The sequence below is a fragment of the Microbulbifer mixtoriginis (SeqCode) genome (genome assembly GCF_052468275.1).
In genome coordinates this window covers 915,001-933,348 of the sequence record NZ_CP174341.1, presented here as the reverse complement: position 1 = coordinate 933,348, position 18,348 = coordinate 915,001, and the positions used below count along the sequence as shown (strand labels likewise).

Sequence of the window (18,348 nt, the reverse complement as noted above, 5' to 3'; positions counted from 1 at the left end):
CCTTGTAGTTTTTACAATTTCCGAAGCAGCTGCCTTCCCTACAACAATAAATTAAAACTAAACCCCATGAAGATACTTAAATTTAATGAAAGCACCAAAGAATCACAGGTACTCGCTATTCACTATGCTAAAAAACTCGAAAATGACCTCCTTCTAGAGTTTGTATCATCCAGAAAAGAAATAGAGTCTTCTGAAGAAGCCACTCAAATAGCCCAGGGATTTTGGGATATGACCGACTTGGCAATTGAAGACCATGCCAGCAATAAATCTATTGAAGGCGTTGACAATATCGAGTTCTGGATGCACAAACTTTTTAACAAAGTGTACGGTTATATGGTTAAAAATGGTTACAAAATCCAGTGGCAAGAAATATCTAACAAGAGATAATCGATCATCAGTGTCACTTAAACTGACTTAATCGCCAGCCATCCAAATTTGCTGCAGGGTATAATTTCAGCCTCAGGAATCAACTTAGAAAGTTGTACCCTGCTATAATGAGAGGACTCCACACCTTTGTCTGTCAGAATGGAATTCTCTGAAACCCGCTTTATACCAAAACCAATTTTCTGATAAAACACCACTCTTTCTTCGATAGATTGTTCTGAGAAAACGCTGACAATCAATTTCCCTTTACGCTGGCATACACTCTGCATTACTTCGATGACTCTACTCGCTGGGTAAATATTACCAACCGTGTTATACATAGATATGGCGATAGAGTACCTACGCTCCGATGTAAATGTCTTGGCATCTGCAAGTAAAAATTGGAGGTTTCTTATTCCTTTACTCAAATTTCGTGCACTCGCAATATGCCCATGGTCATTATCTATTCCCAATCCGAGTTCAAGACGACCGTTTAATAGCCTGAGATGACGACCATTACCGCAACCAAAATCTATAAGCGTTGATCCCTCGGAAACCAGATTTCTTAGAAAACGATTCTCCTCATCGAGATAATTACCCAAATCAGAGTATTTATATACCTTGCGAATAATGTCATCAATTTCGTATGGAACCGACTTAATTGCCATGCAATAACACATTAAAATAACTTCACTGCTTTTATTTTAAGGTGTCTATATCACTTTTCTGAGAGCTACAGATACACTTTACTTTTACTTGAGAAAACGCTTCAACCCTGTATCAGGATGGCAGCCCTGATAAAAAGCCCGCCCCTTGCCATGCGGCACTACTGCCACTTCGTGACTCAACAAAAGTTGCATCCCAGAGGCGAAGCGACTCGCATAACACTGCGCAGCCGCATAAATAGCTTTATGGGTAGGGTGGTGATGTACCCAGTTTTCCAAATCCGCCAGGGATGCAAACCAAGCAATAGTTTCGGTGTCCGGCCTGCCCAGTGCAGGATGCTCATCATTTAACAGGCGAGCACTAAGACAGCGCGATTCTATTGGGTTTGACTGCAAATAATGCACCCCCTGTTCATACTCGGAACACAGAGATTCCCGGTAGGCATGCCGCTCCGCGGAACTGGCTGCCGAGTACCCTTGAACTGTACGAATCATACATAAATTACCGGGAAGAGATATTTCTGTATCTGACTGTTTCCCAACCGGTATTGCCCGCAGGGTTTGCAGTTGGCCCGGAAGCCCATCATTCTCCGCCGCACTAATTCGATCCCGCATCGCACCCCAGTAAGCGTGTTCATGCTGCTCACAAATATCAAAGTGGCGAAAAATCCCCCAGTCAGCCACAGGTGTGGAGGAAGATACTTCAAAGTGTGAGCGTGGAGCGGCTAACGCCTCATACCAAAATCCCGACTTACTCTGAATAATTTCCCGTAACTCAGTAGCTTCTTCCCCAAGCCATTTCCCCATTGATTCATCGTTGTCCCAATAGGCTATAGCAATATCGTTATAAGCTCCCTGAACATCGATGTGTCCCGCCCGCTCAATGTGCAGCAAGCCTTTAGCACTGGATAAAAACCTGGCCAACAATCGGAATAGCGAATCGTCACGTTGTCCACTCGCAAACTGTAAGCCAACCTGGCACTGGACATACCAATGGTTAGAGGGAAGCTCTAGCTCCCATGCGGGGTAGGGAGGCTTGAAATTCACGGGGCGATTTTTCAAGCTTTATTCTCTCCTCGCGCTCAGCTTTGTAAGTGCCTAACTTCTAGTTAAGGAACAACTTCTTCAGCCTTCTTCAAGGGCATTGTGAAAAGGCCTAATTAGCCCTTACTAAATAAGCACGAAAGTACACTTTTGTGATCAGGTAATCTCACACCGTGTAGAAACGCCGCTCAACCCTCTCCCACTCTCCAAGAGCGGCGGGAGAATGTAAACAAACCGTCAGTTGATCAAATTCACCGGAATACTCATTGAGAACTTCCAGGGCCTGGTGTGCGGAAATGGCATGGGGAAATCGATTGGTACCCGCACCCAATGCGGGAAAGAGAATACGCTTCAACCCCTTCTCCCTCGCAAGGCACAATACACTCTCATAACAGCGCCGTAGCTGGCCAATGGCCAAAGCGCCCCATTGATCACCACTGCTCCACTGCGGCGTAACCGTGTGCAGCAGATAATCCACCGGCAGATGATAGGCGTTGGTTAGCCGCGCCTCACCAACGGCACACTTCAGTTGCCTACCACACTGAGTCGCAAGCTCAACGCCACCCTGTGCATAAATCTGCGCCGAAAGGCCGCGCCCGCGAATAAGATGTTTGTGCGCGGGGCACACCAGTGCGTCCCCACGTAATGTCAGGATATTGCCCCAAGTCAGATGAATTTGTGTCACGGTTTCTCAGTTCTAACGTTTGCTTTACAGATACTGTAGCTCGCGGCTTTGGTCATCGGGCGAATCCTCCTATACTCGGCGCAGCTTCACTCTGCCGGTGAATTAAGTGACAGGAATCGCGCTTACGACCGACGGAAGTTGCAGTCTGTACAGGAACAGAGACGACTATGAACTCAGGGTATAACAAGCATCACACCGCACAGGACACACCCGTGGCGGAGCTGGAGCGCATCGACCTGCGCCGCCGTATCATGGCCTCCTCCTACATGTTAATTTTTGCCATGGCGGTAACCGGTGCTATGGCGGTTATTGCCCTGAGCGCCGCCGATATTCTGCAGGCCACGACCCTTTCCGCCGCCGCAGTAGTGATACTCTGCTCCTATGTCACCATCAATGTGATGGGCCCCAGCCAAAAAACACCGCTGCTGGTAGGCATTCTTTTATTGGTACTCTACTTTTATCTGCTGTTATCCGGCGGGGTTAACAACACTGGCCTAATGTGGGCGGTGATGTTGGTGCCAGGGTTTATCAATTTATACGGCTATAAGACCGGCACAGTGGCGCTGGTCGCCATCGGCCTAGTTACCGCGACGGCTCTTTTCTACCCGGACTTCCCCGGCCTGAAGGCGGAATATGACACCGCCTATCGCGCACGTTTTATTGCGGTTTTTGGCGCTCTTACCGCTCTCACCGCACTACTCGACAGCAGTCGCCACCACACCCAACAGCTACTCGAACGCCTCACCGGTGAACTGGAAAAAAGCGCCTCCACCGATGCCCTCACCGGGCTGGCGAACCGCCGCGAGGCCTACCGGGCTATCCACGATATGGAACGGCGCAACAAGGAGTTACAAGGCCGATACGTGATACTGATTGGCGACCTGGACAACTTTAAAAGTATTAACGATACCTACGGCCACGGCTTTGGCGACCGCATTTTGCAGGACGTAGCGAAAATCCTCGGGGAAAACACCCGCGCAGAAGATGTTGTTGCACGCTGGGGCGGAGAGGAATTTCTGCTGCTGTTGCCCAATACCGATGTGCGCGGTGGCAGGGTGCTGGCAGAAAAACTGCGTCGCAAGGTCGAGGCCCTGAGCCGCCGCTACGTACAGCCGGTAAAAGTTTCCATCAGTTTTGGCGTGGTAGAGGGGAGCGGCAACCCTCACAACCAACTGCTGGCGGAGGCAGACAAGCGTATGTACCGGGCAAAGAACAGCGGCCGCAACCGGGTAGTAGCCGCCTAGGTCAAGCGATAAGGTCGCGCAAGAAGAAGCCTACGGCGAATGCCAGCGCGGCGGCACCGCCTCCAAATACCAGGGTCTTGAAGCCCGCCATCCAAACCTTTTGGGAAAATACCAGGCCCTTGCACAGACCGATGGCAAAGAAGGTTAAAGCCGCCAGAATAACGCTGCTGTAGAACTGTTGTGACGAGTTCAGTGGCGAGAGAAGGTAGGGCAACAGCGGCACGGTGCCCATGCCAATAAATGCGAAGAAGGTCACCAAAGCACTGCCCAGAGGTTTGCGTTTGGTGCGGCTGATACCGTATTCCTCCGCCAACATGGTCTCAATCCATAGCTGGCGATTGGCGGTAATGGTAGTGACGATCTCGTCCAGCACCTGCCCGCGAAATCCCTTGCGATGGAATATCTGGCGAATCTCCTCTCGCTCTCCCTCGGGTACCAGTGCGATATGCTCGCGTTCGATACGTGTGGCCGCCGCAGCTTGTTCACGCTCCACGCTGACGGCCTCGTAATTGCTCACCGCCATACTGAAACCATCCGCAATCAGATTGGCGAACCCCATAACTAACACCACCGACTCGGAAAAACCCGCACCGAAGGCCCCAGCCACTATGGCAAAAGTGGTAACGCAGCCATCGATGGCCCCCAGAACAAAATCGGAGACCCGTTGAGATTTCGGCTCTCGCCCCAGGCGGGCGTGGATCCGTTCTGGGCGGTGCTCCTCAAGCAACTCGCGCCGGGACATCGCTCCCTTTTGCTCACGCCCCGTCAAAGCAGAGGCCCAGCAGGAGCACCAGACCGGGATTTACAGCGGAGCTATAAAAGCCGGGGACTCGCGTATTCATACCACGCATAAACACCTCATAGTCCCCTGTCCTATTTCTGCTCATTGCCTTGGCCCCGGCCAATCCAGTTTATTTCACAATAAAACTGCCCCTATCGACACCGGTATTTCCGGTTTTAGCGTCATAAGCGTAAACCAGAATTTCGTAGACGCCGGGTAAATCCGTGGCGAAGGGCGCACTAAAGGAATTCATAGTGTCCTGGATTTTCAGTGGCACTGTGGCAAATTCGCCTCCATTTCGCTTCACTATCGCAGTAACTTCAATCTTGCTGCCATCCCATAAGCCACCATCGGTGAAGGAACAACCACACATCATCACCACATTGGCGCGGATCTCGAATGGACTCTTATCCAAACCGGTGTAGAGGTGAGTCTGTGGGCTGAGCAGGTCCACCACCATGCCGGGGATTTCCACAATCAAGCCCTCGCCTCCAATAGGCTTGCCGGGCACCAACCAGGTCTGGGTCTGCGCCACCACGCGGGCCTGTTTTTTGATGTAAGGGGCCAAAACCTCAATGGTAAGGAAAACTGGCTCACTAATATCCAGATTAGCGGTGAATTTAGCCGCCCCCTCGGCGATAGGCACATAGCGCTCACGCGGGGTCTTCATAATCTTACCAGTATCGCCGGTGCTCCCTTGAGTCAGGCCCTGTGCGAGAATTTCCCCAGTATCTGCCGCACGGATAATGACCATGGCACCCCCAATGGAGGAACCGATAAATTTGGCATCCTTGGCTTTGGCACGCACGGTAATTTCGGTAGAAACCGCCTTAGTATCCGTCTTAGCCCAAAGTGGAACAGCAACTAATTGGGCAATTAACAAACATAAAATAATGATAATTTTTTTCATACACAGCCTTTTTTAAGTTCTAATTCCTTCCATAAGCTAGACACCTTACTTTCAACAGGTGATATCAAAAGACATTCTCCTCTTTGGGGTCATATAAATCAAAACCAAACGATTTTCATATTAGGTATAAATTTTACATTACAATAGTTCCGCGATGAGAAAGGTGCATTGCTTAAGGACTAGTTACTGAACAAACATGGTTTCCTTTTATGTTGAAACTGGCCGGTCAGCTAACCAAAAGACTATTCTTTACCTTAACAACTTTATCTGGAGCCTATGCTCTTACGGCCTACATTTATAACAAATGCTTCCCTCAATCAGTCACCTTTAACAGAGAATTTATCTCAAAAAGATTTGTTAGAAACTTAGATCATCTGCAAGATAAAGACACAATCAAAGTACTAATCATTACGGGCGGGGGCGTTCGCGGACTTATCCCCCTCTATGTCCTGCAATATATCGAAAAAAACCTAGGAAAACCGATTAATGAAGTATTTGATGTTTTTGCCGGAGTATCCACTGGAGCCGTTATAGCAACTGGAATCAACATCCCAGGTAAAGCTATTCCAGACTACTATGGGAAAAATATTTCTCACCTAGACTACCTAATCAATATTTATAAAGATGAAACGACTTATATCTTTAAATCCCCCTGGTATCACAAGCTGCTCACCGGGGCTGGGCTCTTCTCACCAGCCTATTTCGGCCGACGCCTACATGAGATCATGGAGAAATACTACACAAAAGATTTAAAATTTAATGATTTAGATAACTACGTTATTATTCCAACATTAAACATAGATAGCGGAGAAATCTTTTTATTCAAAAATCGAGGAGATGCGGCTCTAGATTTACCCACAAACAGCCTATACCAACTGGTAACAGCTGCAGCTAGTGCCGAGACGGCTTTCCCTCCAGTCTCTTTTGAATCGATGAAGTCCAACTTCCAATCTTCCTTCAAAATTTACCCAACAGCTAAAGAAAAGGATATTTGTTGTGTATTTGCAGATGCGGCTATAGCTATAAACAACCCGTCTAGTTTAATTCTAAGAGACATTATTCATGAATTCCCAGAAAAAAAATACTACATACTGGTCATGTGCTCTGGATACCCAAAACTACTAAGCTCAAGTATGAAGTACCACTCGCTGAGAAAATGGGGGCGCATTCACTGGGCTCATGATGCTTTAACCAACATACAGCGCTCTATGGATAAAAACCAACTTTACACTTTAGAGATTGCCAAGATTCTTTCCCAAAAGGGGCGTATCGAATACGATTTTCTCAACGTAGATATTGACCATCCTTTCGTGGGCATATTCGACTATGACTTATTGCATCACCTAAAATATTACTCAGAAAAATTAATCAAAGAGAATAAATGTAGCTTAAGAAACATTATCCGACACCTCAACCGAATGGATTAACGTCGTCCTTAAAAAACCTAAAAAATCTGAGAAAATCTTAAGTCAACCTAATAATTCTGAGAAAACAATTCTTTAACTCCCTCCAACCCACATAGTTCACTGTCAAATTTTCCCAACAGTTTCAGCTGGAAATTTACCCAGCAGTTCCGATGTGCTCTTAAGGTTTAATGAATAATGAGAGCTTTAATTTTTTCTCTTTGGCCAAACAATTAAAAAATGGGAAAGGCAAGAGTCACCCTCATAAAAAAGCCGGGCAATGCCCGGCTTTAATTCAATAACCAAGTTAGCTTTTAAGCGCTCTTAATTGAGTCCACCCAAGCAGCCACTCGGCTCTCCAGGACTGGTACCGGCAGTGCACCGCCACCCAGTACGGTGTCGTGGAAACCGCGGATATCGAATTTTTCGCCCAGCTGCTCCTCAGCCTGCTTGCGCAGTTCCTGAATCTTCAGCATCCCGATCTTGTAGGCGGTAGCCTGACCCGGCCACACCAGATAGCGGCGTACTTCGGAGCGCACGGCTGTTTCAGGAATCGCAGAGTTTTCCAGGAAGTATTCTACCGCCTGCTCCTCGCTCCAACCCTTGGCATGCATGCCGGTATCCACTACCAAGCGGATGGCGCGCCACATTTCTGCGGTCAGATGGCCAAACAGGTTGTAGGGGTCCTCGAATGCACCCATCTCCTTAGCCAGTTTCTCAGAGTACAGGGCCCAGCCTTCTACATATACGGTGAAGTGCGCCTGGGTACGAAACTGTGGGATATCCTCCAGTTCCTGCGCGATTGAAATCTGCATATGGTGGCCGGGGTTACCCTCGTGGTAAGCCACAGTTTCCATATCAGTAGTGGAGTAGGCGCTCATGTCAGACAGGTGCGCATAGTAGATACCTGGGCGAGAACCGTCTGGAGTGCCCGGGTAGTAGTGCTGGGCACCACCATCCTGCTCGCGGAAAGATTCCACCCGCTTAACCACCAGCTCAGCCTTGGGCAGCAGGCCGAAGTAGTCCGGCAGCTTTTTGGTGATGTCGTCGAGGAAAGCTGTGGAATCATCCAAGTAACCCTGGCGGCCTTCGTCGGTATTGGGGTAGTAGAACTGACCATCTTCACGGATAAAGGTGAAGAACTCCTGCAGGTTGCCATCGTAGCCCACCTGCTTCTTGATGGTCTCCATCTCGCTGCGAATACGCGCTACTTCCTTCAGGCCGATATTGTGGATTTCATCGGCGGTCAGGCTGGTAGTGGTGGTATTTGCCAGGCGCTGGTTATAGTAGGCCATACCATTCGGCAGACTGCTGGCACCCTGAGGCTCTGCAGAGGCCTTCTGCACATCTTTCTCCAGCCAGGCAACCAGGGTCTTATAGGCTGGCAGGAACTCAGTCTCCAGGGCCTTGCGCGCGTCTGCGGTCAGCTTATCGGCCTGCTTCTGGTCAATCTTGCCGGCTTCCAACAGTTCAGCGACTTTGCCTTTGGCTCCGGCCCATAGGGGGGCGTCCTCACCATCGGTGAAGGGGGCACCGTCGATCAGCTTGCTGGACTGCTCGATCGCGCCCTCGTAAGCGAAGCGCGGTGGGCGAATGCCCTCTTTGGCAGACTGCTCAGCGCGCTCGCGCAGCTGATTGATAGCCCGGGAAATACCGCCGATACGGGCGATATACGCCTGCATATCCTCGATATTGTCCACCTTGTGGAAGTTCAGCAGAAAGTTGGGCAGCTGCGACTGCACGCCGCCCATCTGCTCAAAAATATAGCCATGGCGCTTAAAGGGCTCGGCGGCTTTGGCCTGCTCAAACTGGTAAACCCAGATATCGTAGGAGGTTTTCCCTTCTTGACTCAGCTTGTCGTAGTCGAAGTTCTTCTTCAGCTCTGCAACGGCTTTTTCCATCCAGGCCAGCTGGCGCGCCTCGGCGGCTTCGCTCATATCGTCGATCTGGTCGTACTGCTCCTTGCGGCCGAGATAGGACAGCTGCATGGGGCTGAACTGCAGCTGCTCTTCGTAACGCGCATCCAGCCATTCGGTCAGACGCTTGGTCTCAGCCACCGCATCAACGGTTACAGGGGCCTCGGCAACGGCACTTTGAGCTTTGTCGGCATTCGCTCCTGCTTGAGCGCTGTTATCGCCCTGACAGCCCGCAAGGATAGCGACAGCCAGCAGGCTGGGGATCAAAGGGTTGTTCAGCTTAATCGGCATTTTCCTATCTCGGTCAAAAGTTGTACAAAAAAACGCCGCTAACTTTGACACGAAATCTTTGAACTGTCGATTCGGGCTCTTTCAAACGCTATATCTGCGCGTCGAGACGAGCAGTCTTGTGAGGATTCCGCCTAAGATGGCGGACCATTGGGACTCTGTGTTATGTCTTCGGCTCGGGGGAGCTAGGATCGGGCCACTCGGGCTTCTGCACAATATGCAGCTCCCGCTGGGGGAAGGGGATCGTTAAACCCGCGCCCTCCAGGGCGGGTTTCAAGCGCTTCATGAGAGTCCAATAGACATCCCAGTACTCAACAGTCGGTGTCCAAATCCGAACTTGCAGGTTCACCGCACTATCCCCCAGTGCGCGAACCGCGAAGCTCGGCTGCGGCTCCGATAGAATTCGCGGTTCATCTGCCACTAGTCGGCGCAATACTTGTATACCCGCCTCGATATCGTCTCCGTAGGCGATGCTCGCCACTATTTCGACACGACGAGTCTGATTGTGGCTGTAATTAGTGAGGGTCTGCCCCCAAATGGTGCTGTTCGGTGCTGTAATTCGCAGGCCATCGCTAGTATCCAACGCAGTGGTAAAAAGACCCACCTGACGCACTGTGCCCATGGTCTGGCCAAACTGAATCACATCGCCGACACGAAAGGGGCGCAAACTCAGCAAAATAAAACCGGCCGCAATATTTTGCAGGGTATCCTTTAAGGCCAGTCCCACCGCCAAACCGGTAGCACCGAGTAAGGCGATCAGACTCGTGGTATTGATCCCAAACACATCCAGAACCACCAGCGCCCCGACAATATAAATAGCCCAGGTCGCAATATTGCGCAGCACCGGCACGAGTGTCACATCGAGCCGGCTGGTTAATCGATTTATAGCGCTTCGCGCCAGGTGGGCCACCCCCAGAGTCACTGCAATAACCAGCACTGCAGCCGCAATCCGTAAAAAGCCAGCAGTGAAGAGAGGCCAGTAACTTTCACCAATACCATCAAGGCTCATAGGGGTCCTCCTGTTCATTGGCAAATGCGCTGATAAAAAAGATCGGAACCGGCTAACCACAGCGGTTATTTGCTTTCTAAAGTAGTCCCGCCGCCTCGGCTTCATCCAGGCAGCGCTGACGCGCAGGGCAAGTGTGCAAATGGTCATTAACCATACCCGTGGCCTGCATATGGGCGTACATAATGGTAGAGCCAACAAAACTAAAGCCGGCTTTTTTAAGCGCCTTGCTCATCACATCAGATTCCGCTGTACTGGCCGGTACCTGCTTGAGGGAACGGGGTTTATTCACGATCACCTTGCCGTCGGTAAATTGCCAGAGAAAGTCAGAGAGCGTTTGCCCTTTCTCTCGCAGTGCCAGAGTTGCGCGAGCATTTTTAACCGCAGACTCCACTTTGAGACGGTTGCGTATGATCCCCGGGTCCTGCAGTAACTTTTCAATCTTACGCGGCGTATAGCGCGCAATTTTTTCTGCATTGAAATTATCGAAAAGACGGCGATAGTTTTCCCGCTTATTTAATACGGTTATCCATGACAACCCGGCCTGGGCCCCCTCCAACAGCAGAAACTCAAACAGGGTGGCCTCATCGGTTACCGGGCGACCCCATTCCTCATCGTGGTAGCTTTGATATAGCGGGGTGGACAGGCACCAGCCACAGCGTTTCTCTTCCATAATAGGTTCCTAAAACTTATTTTCCTTAATCTCAAGCAGTGACGGCGCTCGGTAACAATACCGAGCACAGCCAGCAAAAAGGAGAGGACTAGTGCTATTGGGCTCCGGAAAAGAAATAGTGCTGAATCAATTGCAGAACCAACAACAAGGAAACCAGGATAAAAATAATATTACTGCGATTCACTTTATCTCCAATAATTTTTGCTCTACTAACCAGTCGCGACATTCGCACAACATGGCATCCAATGTCACCTCTGATTGATAGCCGAGTTCGCGTTCTGCCTTGGAGCTGCTAGCTACAACCCGGCGCGTCACCAGGGTGGCCTTTTCCGGGGTAATTACCGGTTCCTTACCACTCACACGCGACCATACATCAGAGAACCAGGCGATAGACTGAATAACGAAGGCGGGAGTTGTACGCTTGGGCACAGGCTTGTGCAGCAGCTCGGCTATTTTGCCAAAAAATTCCAGAAAACTGGCATCGGTGCCGGCGAGGATATAATTCTCTCCACAGCGACCCTTTTCGACCGCCTCGATATGCGCCCGAGCCACCGCCCCGGCATGACAGAAAGACCCCCAACCCGGCGGCACGCCAGGCAATTGGTTTTTATCGATTAGAAAAAATGTCTGCGCCCAACTACTGGTGTCGAATTTCCCCACGATTGCACAAGGATTGAGAAATACCGCATCCAATCCCTTGTCGATCTCTTTGCGTACCGCTATTTCTTCACGCTTTTTGGTATACAGATAATGATGGCGGGGATCGTCTGCACGCTTTTCGCTCTCTTCGGTGATCGTATCCTTGTGGTAACCGTAGGCGGAGATCGAACTGGTCACGATCATACGGCCAACACTTTTCTCCCTCGCAACCTTTGCAATATTCGCCGCCCCCTCCACATTGTCCTTCCACTGCTGTGCATTGCCACCGCGCCACATACTGGTATTGGCCGCCATATGGAAAAGGGCATCGACATCGTCAGGAATAGCTGAGCGCAGTGAGTCTGAATCGTTCAGGGAGGCCTCAACCAGCTCCACCCCCATGTTGCGCAGCCTCTCTGTGTTGGAGGTCTTGCGATGCATGGCGGTTACCCGCCAGCCATCGGCTTTCAGTTGCTCGACAAGGTTGGCACCGAGGAAGCCGCTGCCCCCGGTCACGAATGCATGTTTCATAGATCCACCGGATGATTATTTTTTGTTATTCATACCCAGTGATAGCCTCTGCCAAGACTTCCGCACCCCGGGAGGGTAAACCGCAGGCAGTACTACAATCTCGACAAGGTGGGCTGTGCACCAACACTGTTGCTGATGCAGCCCCAGGGTTAAACCCAATCCGTAGTGTCTGAACGGGGGCACCAACACGGCCCCCACTATCTACACATTGAGTCGATGGGAAAGGTTACTCGATTTTCATTCCCAGCTGGTGGGCGAGGAAGCTCCATTGGTTGGCGAAGTCCTCCACCTGCATCCACACCGGCTTGCCGGCACCGTGGCCAGCCCGGGTCTCCACCGCGAGCCATATCGGCTTTTCACAGCCCTGATCCCGCTGCAGCGCGGCCGCAAACTTGTAGCTGTGCCAGGGCACTACACGATCATCGCGGTCGGCGGTGGTGATCAGGGTGGCAGGGTAGCAAGAGCCCTCACGGGTATTATGAACCGGGGAGTATGCATGCAACGCCTTAAATTCCTCGCGGTTTTCGCTCAGACCGTAGTCACTGGACCACTGGCGTGCGTTGGCGGAAGCGGTGTGGTAACGCAGCATATCGAGCACACCCACTACCGGCAGTGCCGCGGCAAACAAGTCCGGACGCTGCACCAGGGTCGCGCCGGCGAGTAATCCACCATTGGAGCGCCCACTGATACCCAGCTTCTCTGGAGAGGTAACTTTCTCCGCGATTAGCCACTCGGCTGCGGCGATAAAGTCATCGAAGACATTCTGCTTCTGGGTCTTGGTACCCGCCTGATGCCAGGCATCACCGTACTCGCTACCCCCACGCAGGTTGGCCAGCGCCAGGGTACCGCCCATATCCAACCAACCCACAAAGCGGTTGTAAAAGCGCGGCAACTGAGCGGAGTTGAAACCACCATAACCATACAGCAGTGTGGGGTTGGAGCCATCGCGCTTCATACCCTTCTTATGCACCAAGAATAAAGGTACACGGGTGCCGTCTTTGCTCTTATAGAAGTGCTGGCTCACGGTTAAGTCAGAGAAGTCTGCAGCGTATTTCGGCTGCTTAAATATTTTGCTTTCACCGGTCTGCACATTCAGGTGATAAATACTCGGTGGGGTAATGAAATTGGAGAAAGAATAAAAGGTCTCCACTTCATCCGGCTCACCGTAAAAACCCTTCACAGAGCCCACGCCGGGCAATTTCAGCTCGTACTGCTTCTTACCATTGGTGTCAGTCACCAGCACTCGCGACTTAGCATCTTTTAAATAGTGCAGCACGAATCGGTCGCCAATATAGCTGGCACTCTGCAGAGCGCTGCCTGCCTGCGGCACTAGGTCACGCCAGTATTTCCGTTGTGGCTTCGCCAGGTTGATCGCAATTATCCGACCCAGCGGTGCGCCCGCACTGGTCTCGAAGAAGAAGGTACTGCCCTTATTACCGAGAAACTGATAGAGGCCATCCCAGTCATCCAGCAGCTTGATGACTTTGCCGCTGTCATCGCGTAAGTCGCGATAGTAAAAGCCGTTGGAATCATAACCATCGAAAATGGTGAACAGCAGATAATTGCCATCATCGCTTACCTCGGCATCAGGGTTGCGAGTGGGATGGTCGGTAATACGGTATACCAATTGGTCGCGCTCCTGGGAGTCTCCCAGGCGATGGAAATAGACAGCGACCTGCTTGCTATCATCGGCACTGCCATCCTTGTTGAATGGGTAACGACTGTAATAGAAGCCCGATTCATCTGGGGCCCAGCTGGCATCACTGAACTTGATCCCAGTCAGTTGCTCCTTTAGGTCCTTGCCGGTCTTTAAGTCGCGAATACGGTAGTCTGTCCAGTCCGTGCCACCATCCGAAATTCCATAGGCCAGGTAACGCCCCTTGGGGCTGACCTTAAGTCGTTTCGCTGCGATGGTGCCATCCTCACTCAAGCTGCGTGGGTCCAGCATAGGCTTGCCATCCTGGGCAAGCTCCCCGGCGCGGTAGAAAATGTTCTGATCCCAGTCGCCGTTGTTGTAATCGTAGTAGTAGTTATCGCCTTTCTTATAGGGCACCCCATAGCGCTCGTAGCGCCACAATTCAGTGAGACGATCGTTGATCTTCTGCCAGCCTGGCAGATCCTTCAGGCGAGGTAACGCATGCTTGTTCTGTGCCTTGACCCACTCCTTAACCTCTTCATTAGACATATCCTCCATCCAACGAAAGGGGTCGGATACCTCAACACCGAAGTATTCATCTATGTGCTCAATAGTCTGACTCTTTGGGTAGGTTTCCACCGCCTGCACAGCGGCTGTGGCCAGAGCCCCAACCAGGAGTGCCATTAACTGTTTCTTCATACGGTATTCTCGGTTTCTCTGCATGAATCAGTCCGCTAATCTAGGCGATTTACTCGCAGGGTTCCAGAGAGACAGAGAGGTCTGAGATGAAAGGATTAATCCAACGGGTCAGCCACGCCCGCGTAGAGGTGTCTGGCCAGTCGGTGGCTGCTATTGAGCACGGTATACTCTTGCTGTTGGGAGTGGAGTCTAAAGACAACCGTGAAAGCGCAGACAAATTACTGCATAAGGTATTGAATTATCGGATTTTTCCCGATGAAAACGGCCGTATGAACCACAATGTGCAACAGGCCGCTGGTGGGCTCCTTGTCGTGAGCCAGTTTACCCTAGTCGCTGAAACTGAACGCGGCCTTCGACCCAGCTTCAGTCGCGGCGCCAGCCCACAACATGCCGAGGGCCTGTACGATTATTTTCTTGAGCGTGCTAATGCCGAATTTACACCGGTAGCCAGCGGAATCTTCGCCGCAGATATGCAAGTGTCTCTTCTCAATGACGGCCCGGTTACCTTTATGCTGGAAACCTAAAGTCCTTAAGAGTTTCATTCGCTAAGTCTGAAGTGCCGGGGCAAATCCTCGTAAACTTATTAAGTAAAAACTGCATTTTTATAAAATCGTCTCACTTGAGAGATTCCACCACCAAGGAGAAAAACCGCATGCGGTTAACGGTAACAGAAGATATTTATCTGGAATTTCTACAGGAGAAAGATTCCCAGGAGCTTTTTTATCTAATAGAAGATAACCGCCCACTTTTGGAAAAATATTTGTACTGGGCAAAGTCTGTACAGGATATGGAGTCGACCAAACAATATATTTGCCAGCGTATTTATAGCAAACACAATGGCTCTGCCTGGTACAAGATCATTTTTAATGACCAACTCTCCGGAATAATCGGTGTCAAAGAAATTGATCAGAAAAAAAAGAGTGCCGAAATTGGCTACTGGCTCTCGGCTCACTGCCAGGGCAAAGGTGTAATGGCGAAAGTTGTGGCGAGGATTTGCGAAGAACTAAAAAGACAAGCTGGTGTAGCCCAGATAAAAATACACTGCCTTTCTGAAAATACCGCTAGCATTGCGGTTGCAAGACGGGCCGGTGGAATCCACAGTAGCACCATCCCCGCATACCTTACGATCGATGGAAAGTCCCAGGATCTAATGATCTACACCGTCGCCCTCTAACAACATCCACCATTAAAAAATATTATATAGAATTTACTCGGGCTGAATCGTTACCGGACTCCACTCCAAGCCATCAGCCCCCTGACCAGCCTTAAAAATTCTCTTGATTTCCCACTTGTCGGTATCTATTTCGACCACCTTCCCGTCTCTCTGTGATCCGGCATATAGATACTTACCATCGGGGGTAAAGAGTAGTGAAGCCGGTTCCCGTGCAGAGGCAGCGCCTAAGTCAATACTCTTAAGCTCTTTGCGGGTTGCCGCATCGTAAATCACCACCCGGTTTCCCTGTAGATCCGCAACTGCAACCAGCTTCCCTTCGGGATGGAAACTTATGCGAATGGGAAGGTAACCAACATCAATGACATCCTCCTTTTTTAAACTAGCCGTGTCAAAGATAAAAATATTTTTTGAGCGATTATTACCTATCCATAGCTCTTTCCCATCGGGACTGACCCATACCGCCTCAGGACCATCACCGGCCGGAAGAGTCTTTTTTAAGGTCATAGTGTCCGTATCGATCACGCTGAAAGTATCCGAGCCACGACTGGTGACATATGCAGTTTTAGTATCCGGAGATAAAGCCAGTAGGTGGCTTCCTATCTGGTCTGTTGATACAGAACCGAGTACCTTGCCCGCGACAGTATCAACCTTAATCACATCATGAGTTTCTTCAGTGGTCACGATAAGGTCATCACCACTTCCCAGCCAAGCAATACCATGAGGGCCCATATGCGGGCTAATGTCGATAATGCTCAAGCGTTTGCCCGTAGCCACATCAAAGACATTTAACTCTTCGCCAACGTAGCCATCTTCCAAATAGGAAACCACCACAACCTTTGATTTATCCGGGGACAAAATAAGTTCATGTGGAGAGCCACCAGTTTCCGTTCGCTTGATTTCCTTCCCATTTTCCAAGTCAATAAAGCTGACTGTCCCTTCATATTTATTGCCCACTATTAGGGTACTCGCAAAAGTGAAACTACCCAGAAACAGGCTCAGGAGAATCAAGCTAGAAAGAATCGACCAGCGCATTAGAGCACCTCACCACTTGGTCCCAACTGCAAGTTATTCACACGGCACAACTATTTAGGCGCCTATGACCTGTCAGTATAGTTAAAAGTGCAAGACACCCTCTGGCTAGGGCCTAGAAACAGGCTCTGACTGTATAGTTTTATAAGCTCTAGTGTTATTTGAGCTAATTGCTAACAGAATCCATGGATAGAGCTGTGTATAACTCAGGGATATCCACGCTCAGGCCCCTGTTTCCGCGGGGGCCTTTTCAACGGGTAAAAAAACACCAGCCATTTATCCACTTTCCACCGCTTGGCGTTATTAACAGAAAGTCTGGATAGACTTGTGCATAACTGCGGTATATCCGCGCCAGGCCCCGTGGTTGCACAGGTTCATTAAAACGTGCAAAAAATCACCGGTATTTTTATTGGTATTTCTGCGCCGTTTTTTCAACGCAATGATTTTTCTAGATTAAAGAGTACTTTTTAATTTCAGGTGTTTTTTTGGTGGTGCTTGAGGTGTAGATTAAATAAAGCGCGTTATTTTTTTTGCATTTCCATTTTTTCCTTACAGAAAAAATTTAAGAAAGTGCTTTATTTATAGGAGGGAAGGCTCCTCGGAGCTTTTTAGAGTCTGCGCTTTTTTCATTGCCTTTTACCGAGTTGGATTTTTCGGCGGGAGTGTTGCGAGTAAAAATTCGATTGGGATTTTTATTTTTTCTGTATTTTGAATTTTATTTTTTATTCTCTGTTTTTATTTTTTTACGCATTCAATTTTTTTTGCACATAAAAAAAGGGCCACCCTATTGGGTGGCCCTTTCGGATTAGAAGCCTGACGATGACCTACTCTCACATGGGGAAGCCCCACACTACCATCGGCGATGTTGCGTTTCACTTCTGAGTTCGGCAAGGGATCAGGTGGTTCCACAACTCTATTGTCGTCAGGCAAACTGGCTTGGGTTGGCGTTGGTCTTATAAGCAATCTGCTTGGCCTGCCGTGTTATCGCTGTTTGCCTCGGTCTGTTGACCGGCGATAACCCCAAATAAGTCGGTAAAACAATCTGTAGTAATACACCGCAAGCGATCATTGTGTGTCTTTCATTCCACAATCCGCTAGCTTAGCTAGTCGTTAGTAACCATCTCTGTTGTATGGTCAAGCCGCACGGGCAATTAGTACTGGTTAGCTCAACGCCTCACAACGCTTCCACACCCAGCCTATCAACGTGGTAGTCTTCCACGGCCCTTTAGGACTCTCAAGGAGTCAGGGAAATCTAATCTTGAAGGAGGCTTCCCGCTTAGATGCTTTCAGCGGTTATCCCGTCCGAACATAGCTACCGGGCAATGCCACTGGCGTGACAACCCGAACACCAGAGGTTCGTTCACTCCGGTCCTCTCGTACTAGGAGCAACTCTTCTCAAATTTCCAACGCCCACGGCAGATAGGGACCGAACTGTCTCACGACGTTCTAAACCCAGCTCGCGTACCACTTTAAATGGCGAACAGCCATACCCTTGGGACCGGCTTCAGCCCCAGGATGTGATGAGCCGACATCGAGGTGCCAAACACCGCCGTCGATGTGAACTCTTGGGCGGTATCAGCCTGTTATCCCCGGAGTACCTTTTATCCGTTGAGCGATGGCCCTTCCATACAGAACCACCGGATCACTATGACCTACTTTCGT

General features: G+C 50.0%; 17 protein-coding genes and 2 rRNA genes (1 of these 19 only partly in view). 5 read left to right on the top strand and 14 right to left on the bottom strand.

What is annotated here, in order from left to right:
• Nucleotides 1–66: 66 nt before the first annotated feature.
• Nucleotides 67–387 carry a hypothetical protein gene (locus ACJJIC_RS04210; RefSeq protein WP_445356512.1) on the top strand — a complete coding sequence of 107 codons (321 nt, stop codon included), beginning with the start codon at nt 67–69 and terminating at the stop codon, nt 385–387.
• Between the two features lie 17 nt (nt 388–404).
• Here the strand turns inward: ACJJIC_RS04210 and ACJJIC_RS04205 are convergent, their stop codons facing one another.
• The 3 genes from ACJJIC_RS04205 to ACJJIC_RS04195 form a co-directional block, all read right to left on the bottom strand.
• A complete protein-coding gene (locus ACJJIC_RS04205; RefSeq protein WP_445356511.1) occupies nt 405–1,031 on the bottom strand; it encodes a class I SAM-dependent methyltransferase in 627 nt (208 codons plus the stop codon).
• A gap of 84 nt (nt 1,032–1,115) precedes the next feature.
• A complete protein-coding gene (locus ACJJIC_RS04200) occupies nt 1,116–2,090 on the bottom strand; it encodes a phenylacetaldoxime dehydratase family protein (protein WP_445356510.1) in 975 nt (324 codons plus the stop codon).
• Nucleotides 2,091–2,238: 148 nt separating this feature from the next.
• Nucleotides 2,239–2,757, bottom strand: a complete 519-nt coding sequence (locus tag ACJJIC_RS04195) for a macro domain-containing protein (RefSeq protein WP_252083731.1) — start codon at nt 2,755–2,757, stop codon at nt 2,239–2,241.
• A gap of 167 nt (nt 2,758–2,924) precedes the next feature.
• On the opposite strand from ACJJIC_RS04195, the gene ACJJIC_RS04190 reads away from it, so the two are divergent.
• Nucleotides 2,925–4,001, top strand: a complete 1,077-nt coding sequence (locus tag ACJJIC_RS04190) for a GGDEF domain-containing protein (RefSeq protein ID WP_445356509.1) — start codon at nt 2,925–2,927, stop codon at nt 3,999–4,001.
• A 1-nt stretch (nt 4,002) separates the two neighbouring features.
• Here the strand turns inward: ACJJIC_RS04190 and ACJJIC_RS04185 are convergent, their stop codons facing one another.
• From ACJJIC_RS04185 to ACJJIC_RS04175, 3 genes are read right to left on the bottom strand one after another with little or no spacing between them, the layout of a single operon-like run.
• Complete coding sequence (locus ACJJIC_RS04185) at nt 4,003–4,743, bottom strand: VIT1/CCC1 transporter family protein (RefSeq protein WP_445356508.1); 741 nt, start codon at nt 4,741–4,743, stop codon at nt 4,003–4,005.
• 13 nt (nt 4,744–4,756) lie between these two features.
• A complete protein-coding gene (locus ACJJIC_RS04180; RefSeq protein WP_445356507.1) occupies nt 4,757–4,888 on the bottom strand; it encodes a hypothetical protein in 132 nt (43 codons plus the stop codon).
• Nucleotides 4,889–4,912: 24 nt separating this feature from the next.
• Nucleotides 4,913–5,692: a hypothetical protein gene (locus tag ACJJIC_RS04175; protein WP_445356506.1), complete on the bottom strand. Its 780-nt coding sequence runs from the start codon at nt 5,690–5,692 to the stop codon at nt 4,913–4,915.
• Nucleotides 5,693–5,901: 209 nt separating this feature from the next.
• On the opposite strand from ACJJIC_RS04175, the gene ACJJIC_RS04170 reads away from it, so the two are divergent.
• Nucleotides 5,902–7,119, top strand: coding sequence for a patatin-like phospholipase family protein (locus ACJJIC_RS04170; RefSeq protein ID WP_445356505.1), 1,218 nt, complete (start codon nt 5,902–5,904; stop codon nt 7,117–7,119).
• Nucleotides 7,120–7,409: 290 nt separating this feature from the next.
• Here the strand turns inward: ACJJIC_RS04170 and ACJJIC_RS04165 are convergent, their stop codons facing one another.
• The 5 genes from ACJJIC_RS04165 to ACJJIC_RS04145 form a co-directional block, all read right to left on the bottom strand.
• On the bottom strand, nt 7,410–9,302 hold the full coding sequence (locus ACJJIC_RS04165) for a DUF885 domain-containing protein (protein WP_445356504.1): 1,893 nt from the start codon (nt 9,300–9,302) through the stop codon (nt 7,410–7,412).
• 160 nt (nt 9,303–9,462) lie between these two features.
• The gene (locus tag ACJJIC_RS04160; RefSeq protein ID WP_445356503.1) at nt 9,463–10,308 is read right to left on the bottom strand and encodes a mechanosensitive ion channel family protein; all 846 of its coding nucleotides are present in this window, start codon (nt 10,306–10,308) and stop codon (nt 9,463–9,465) included.
• A gap of 76 nt (nt 10,309–10,384) precedes the next feature.
• On the bottom strand, nt 10,385–10,978 hold the full coding sequence (locus ACJJIC_RS04155; protein ID WP_444887496.1) for a DNA-3-methyladenine glycosylase I: 594 nt from the start codon (nt 10,976–10,978) through the stop codon (nt 10,385–10,387).
• A 180-nt stretch (nt 10,979–11,158) separates the two neighbouring features.
• Nucleotides 11,159–12,148: an SDR family oxidoreductase gene (locus tag ACJJIC_RS04150; RefSeq protein WP_252083739.1), complete on the bottom strand. Its 990-nt coding sequence runs from the start codon at nt 12,146–12,148 to the stop codon at nt 11,159–11,161.
• Between the two features lie 226 nt (nt 12,149–12,374).
• A complete protein-coding gene (locus ACJJIC_RS04145; protein ID WP_445356502.1) occupies nt 12,375–14,507 on the bottom strand; it encodes a prolyl oligopeptidase family serine peptidase in 2,133 nt (710 codons plus the stop codon).
• A 62-nt stretch (nt 14,508–14,569) separates the two neighbouring features.
• On the opposite strand from ACJJIC_RS04145, the gene dtd reads away from it, so the two are divergent.
• Both dtd and ACJJIC_RS04135 read left to right on the top strand, forming a co-directional pair.
• Nucleotides 14,570–15,007: a D-aminoacyl-tRNA deacylase gene (gene dtd, locus ACJJIC_RS04140; protein ID WP_444910769.1), complete on the top strand. Its 438-nt coding sequence runs from the start codon at nt 14,570–14,572 to the stop codon at nt 15,005–15,007.
• A 128-nt stretch (nt 15,008–15,135) separates the two neighbouring features.
• Nucleotides 15,136–15,657, top strand: coding sequence for a GNAT family N-acetyltransferase (locus tag ACJJIC_RS04135; RefSeq protein WP_444910770.1), 522 nt, complete (start codon nt 15,136–15,138; stop codon nt 15,655–15,657).
• Between the two features lie 33 nt (nt 15,658–15,690).
• Here the strand turns inward: ACJJIC_RS04135 and ACJJIC_RS04130 are convergent, their stop codons facing one another.
• From ACJJIC_RS04130 to ACJJIC_RS04120, 3 genes are all read right to left on the bottom strand, one after another.
• Nucleotides 15,691–16,689 carry a YncE family protein gene (locus ACJJIC_RS04130; protein WP_445356501.1) on the bottom strand — a complete coding sequence of 333 codons (999 nt, stop codon included), beginning with the start codon at nt 16,687–16,689 and terminating at the stop codon, nt 15,691–15,693.
• 808 nt (nt 16,690–17,497) lie between these two features.
• A 5S ribosomal RNA gene (gene rrf / locus ACJJIC_RS04125) occupies nt 17,498–17,613 on the bottom strand.
• A gap of 203 nt (nt 17,614–17,816) precedes the next feature.
• Nucleotides 17,817–18,348, bottom strand: a 23S ribosomal RNA gene (locus ACJJIC_RS04120) (it continues 2,350 nt past the right edge of the window).

What these genes read in the sequence shown, in the direction of transcription:
- ACJJIC_RS04210 (WP_445356512.1), top strand. Translation starts at nt 67, where the DNA reads ATGAAGATACTTAAATTTAATGAAAGCACCAAAGAATCACAGGTACTC.
- ACJJIC_RS04205 (WP_445356511.1), bottom strand. Translation starts at nt 1,031, where the DNA reads ATGGCAATTAAGTCGGTTCCATACGAAATTGATGACATTATTCGCAAG.
- ACJJIC_RS04190 (WP_445356509.1), top strand. Translation starts at nt 2,925, where the DNA reads ATGAACTCAGGGTATAACAAGCATCACACCGCACAGGACACACCCGTG.
- ACJJIC_RS04185 (WP_445356508.1), bottom strand. Translation starts at nt 4,743, where the DNA reads ATGTCCCGGCGCGAGTTGCTTGAGGAGCACCGCCCAGAACGGATCCAC.
- ACJJIC_RS04180 (WP_445356507.1), bottom strand. Translation starts at nt 4,888, where the DNA reads ATGAGCAGAAATAGGACAGGGGACTATGAGGTGTTTATGCGTGGTATG.
- ACJJIC_RS04175 (WP_445356506.1), bottom strand. Translation starts at nt 5,692, where the DNA reads ATGAAAAAAATTATCATTATTTTATGTTTGTTAATTGCCCAATTAGTT.
- ACJJIC_RS04170 (WP_445356505.1), top strand. Translation starts at nt 5,902, where the DNA reads ATGTTGAAACTGGCCGGTCAGCTAACCAAAAGACTATTCTTTACCTTA.
- ACJJIC_RS04165 (WP_445356504.1), bottom strand. Translation starts at nt 9,302, where the DNA reads ATGCCGATTAAGCTGAACAACCCTTTGATCCCCAGCCTGCTGGCTGTC.
- ACJJIC_RS04160 (WP_445356503.1), bottom strand. Translation starts at nt 10,308, where the DNA reads ATGAGCCTTGATGGTATTGGTGAAAGTTACTGGCCTCTCTTCACTGCT.
- ACJJIC_RS04155 (WP_444887496.1), bottom strand. Translation starts at nt 10,978, where the DNA reads ATGGAAGAGAAACGCTGTGGCTGGTGCCTGTCCACCCCGCTATATCAA.
- ACJJIC_RS04150 (WP_252083739.1), bottom strand. Translation starts at nt 12,148, where the DNA reads ATGAAACATGCATTCGTGACCGGGGGCAGCGGCTTCCTCGGTGCCAAC.
- ACJJIC_RS04145 (WP_445356502.1), bottom strand. Translation starts at nt 14,507, where the DNA reads ATGCAGAGAAACCGAGAATACCGTATGAAGAAACAGTTAATGGCACTC.
- dtd (WP_444910769.1), top strand. Translation starts at nt 14,570, where the DNA reads ATGAAAGGATTAATCCAACGGGTCAGCCACGCCCGCGTAGAGGTGTCT.
- ACJJIC_RS04135 (WP_444910770.1), top strand. Translation starts at nt 15,136, where the DNA reads ATGCGGTTAACGGTAACAGAAGATATTTATCTGGAATTTCTACAGGAG.
- ACJJIC_RS04130 (WP_445356501.1), bottom strand. Translation starts at nt 16,689, where the DNA reads ATGCGCTGGTCGATTCTTTCTAGCTTGATTCTCCTGAGCCTGTTTCTG.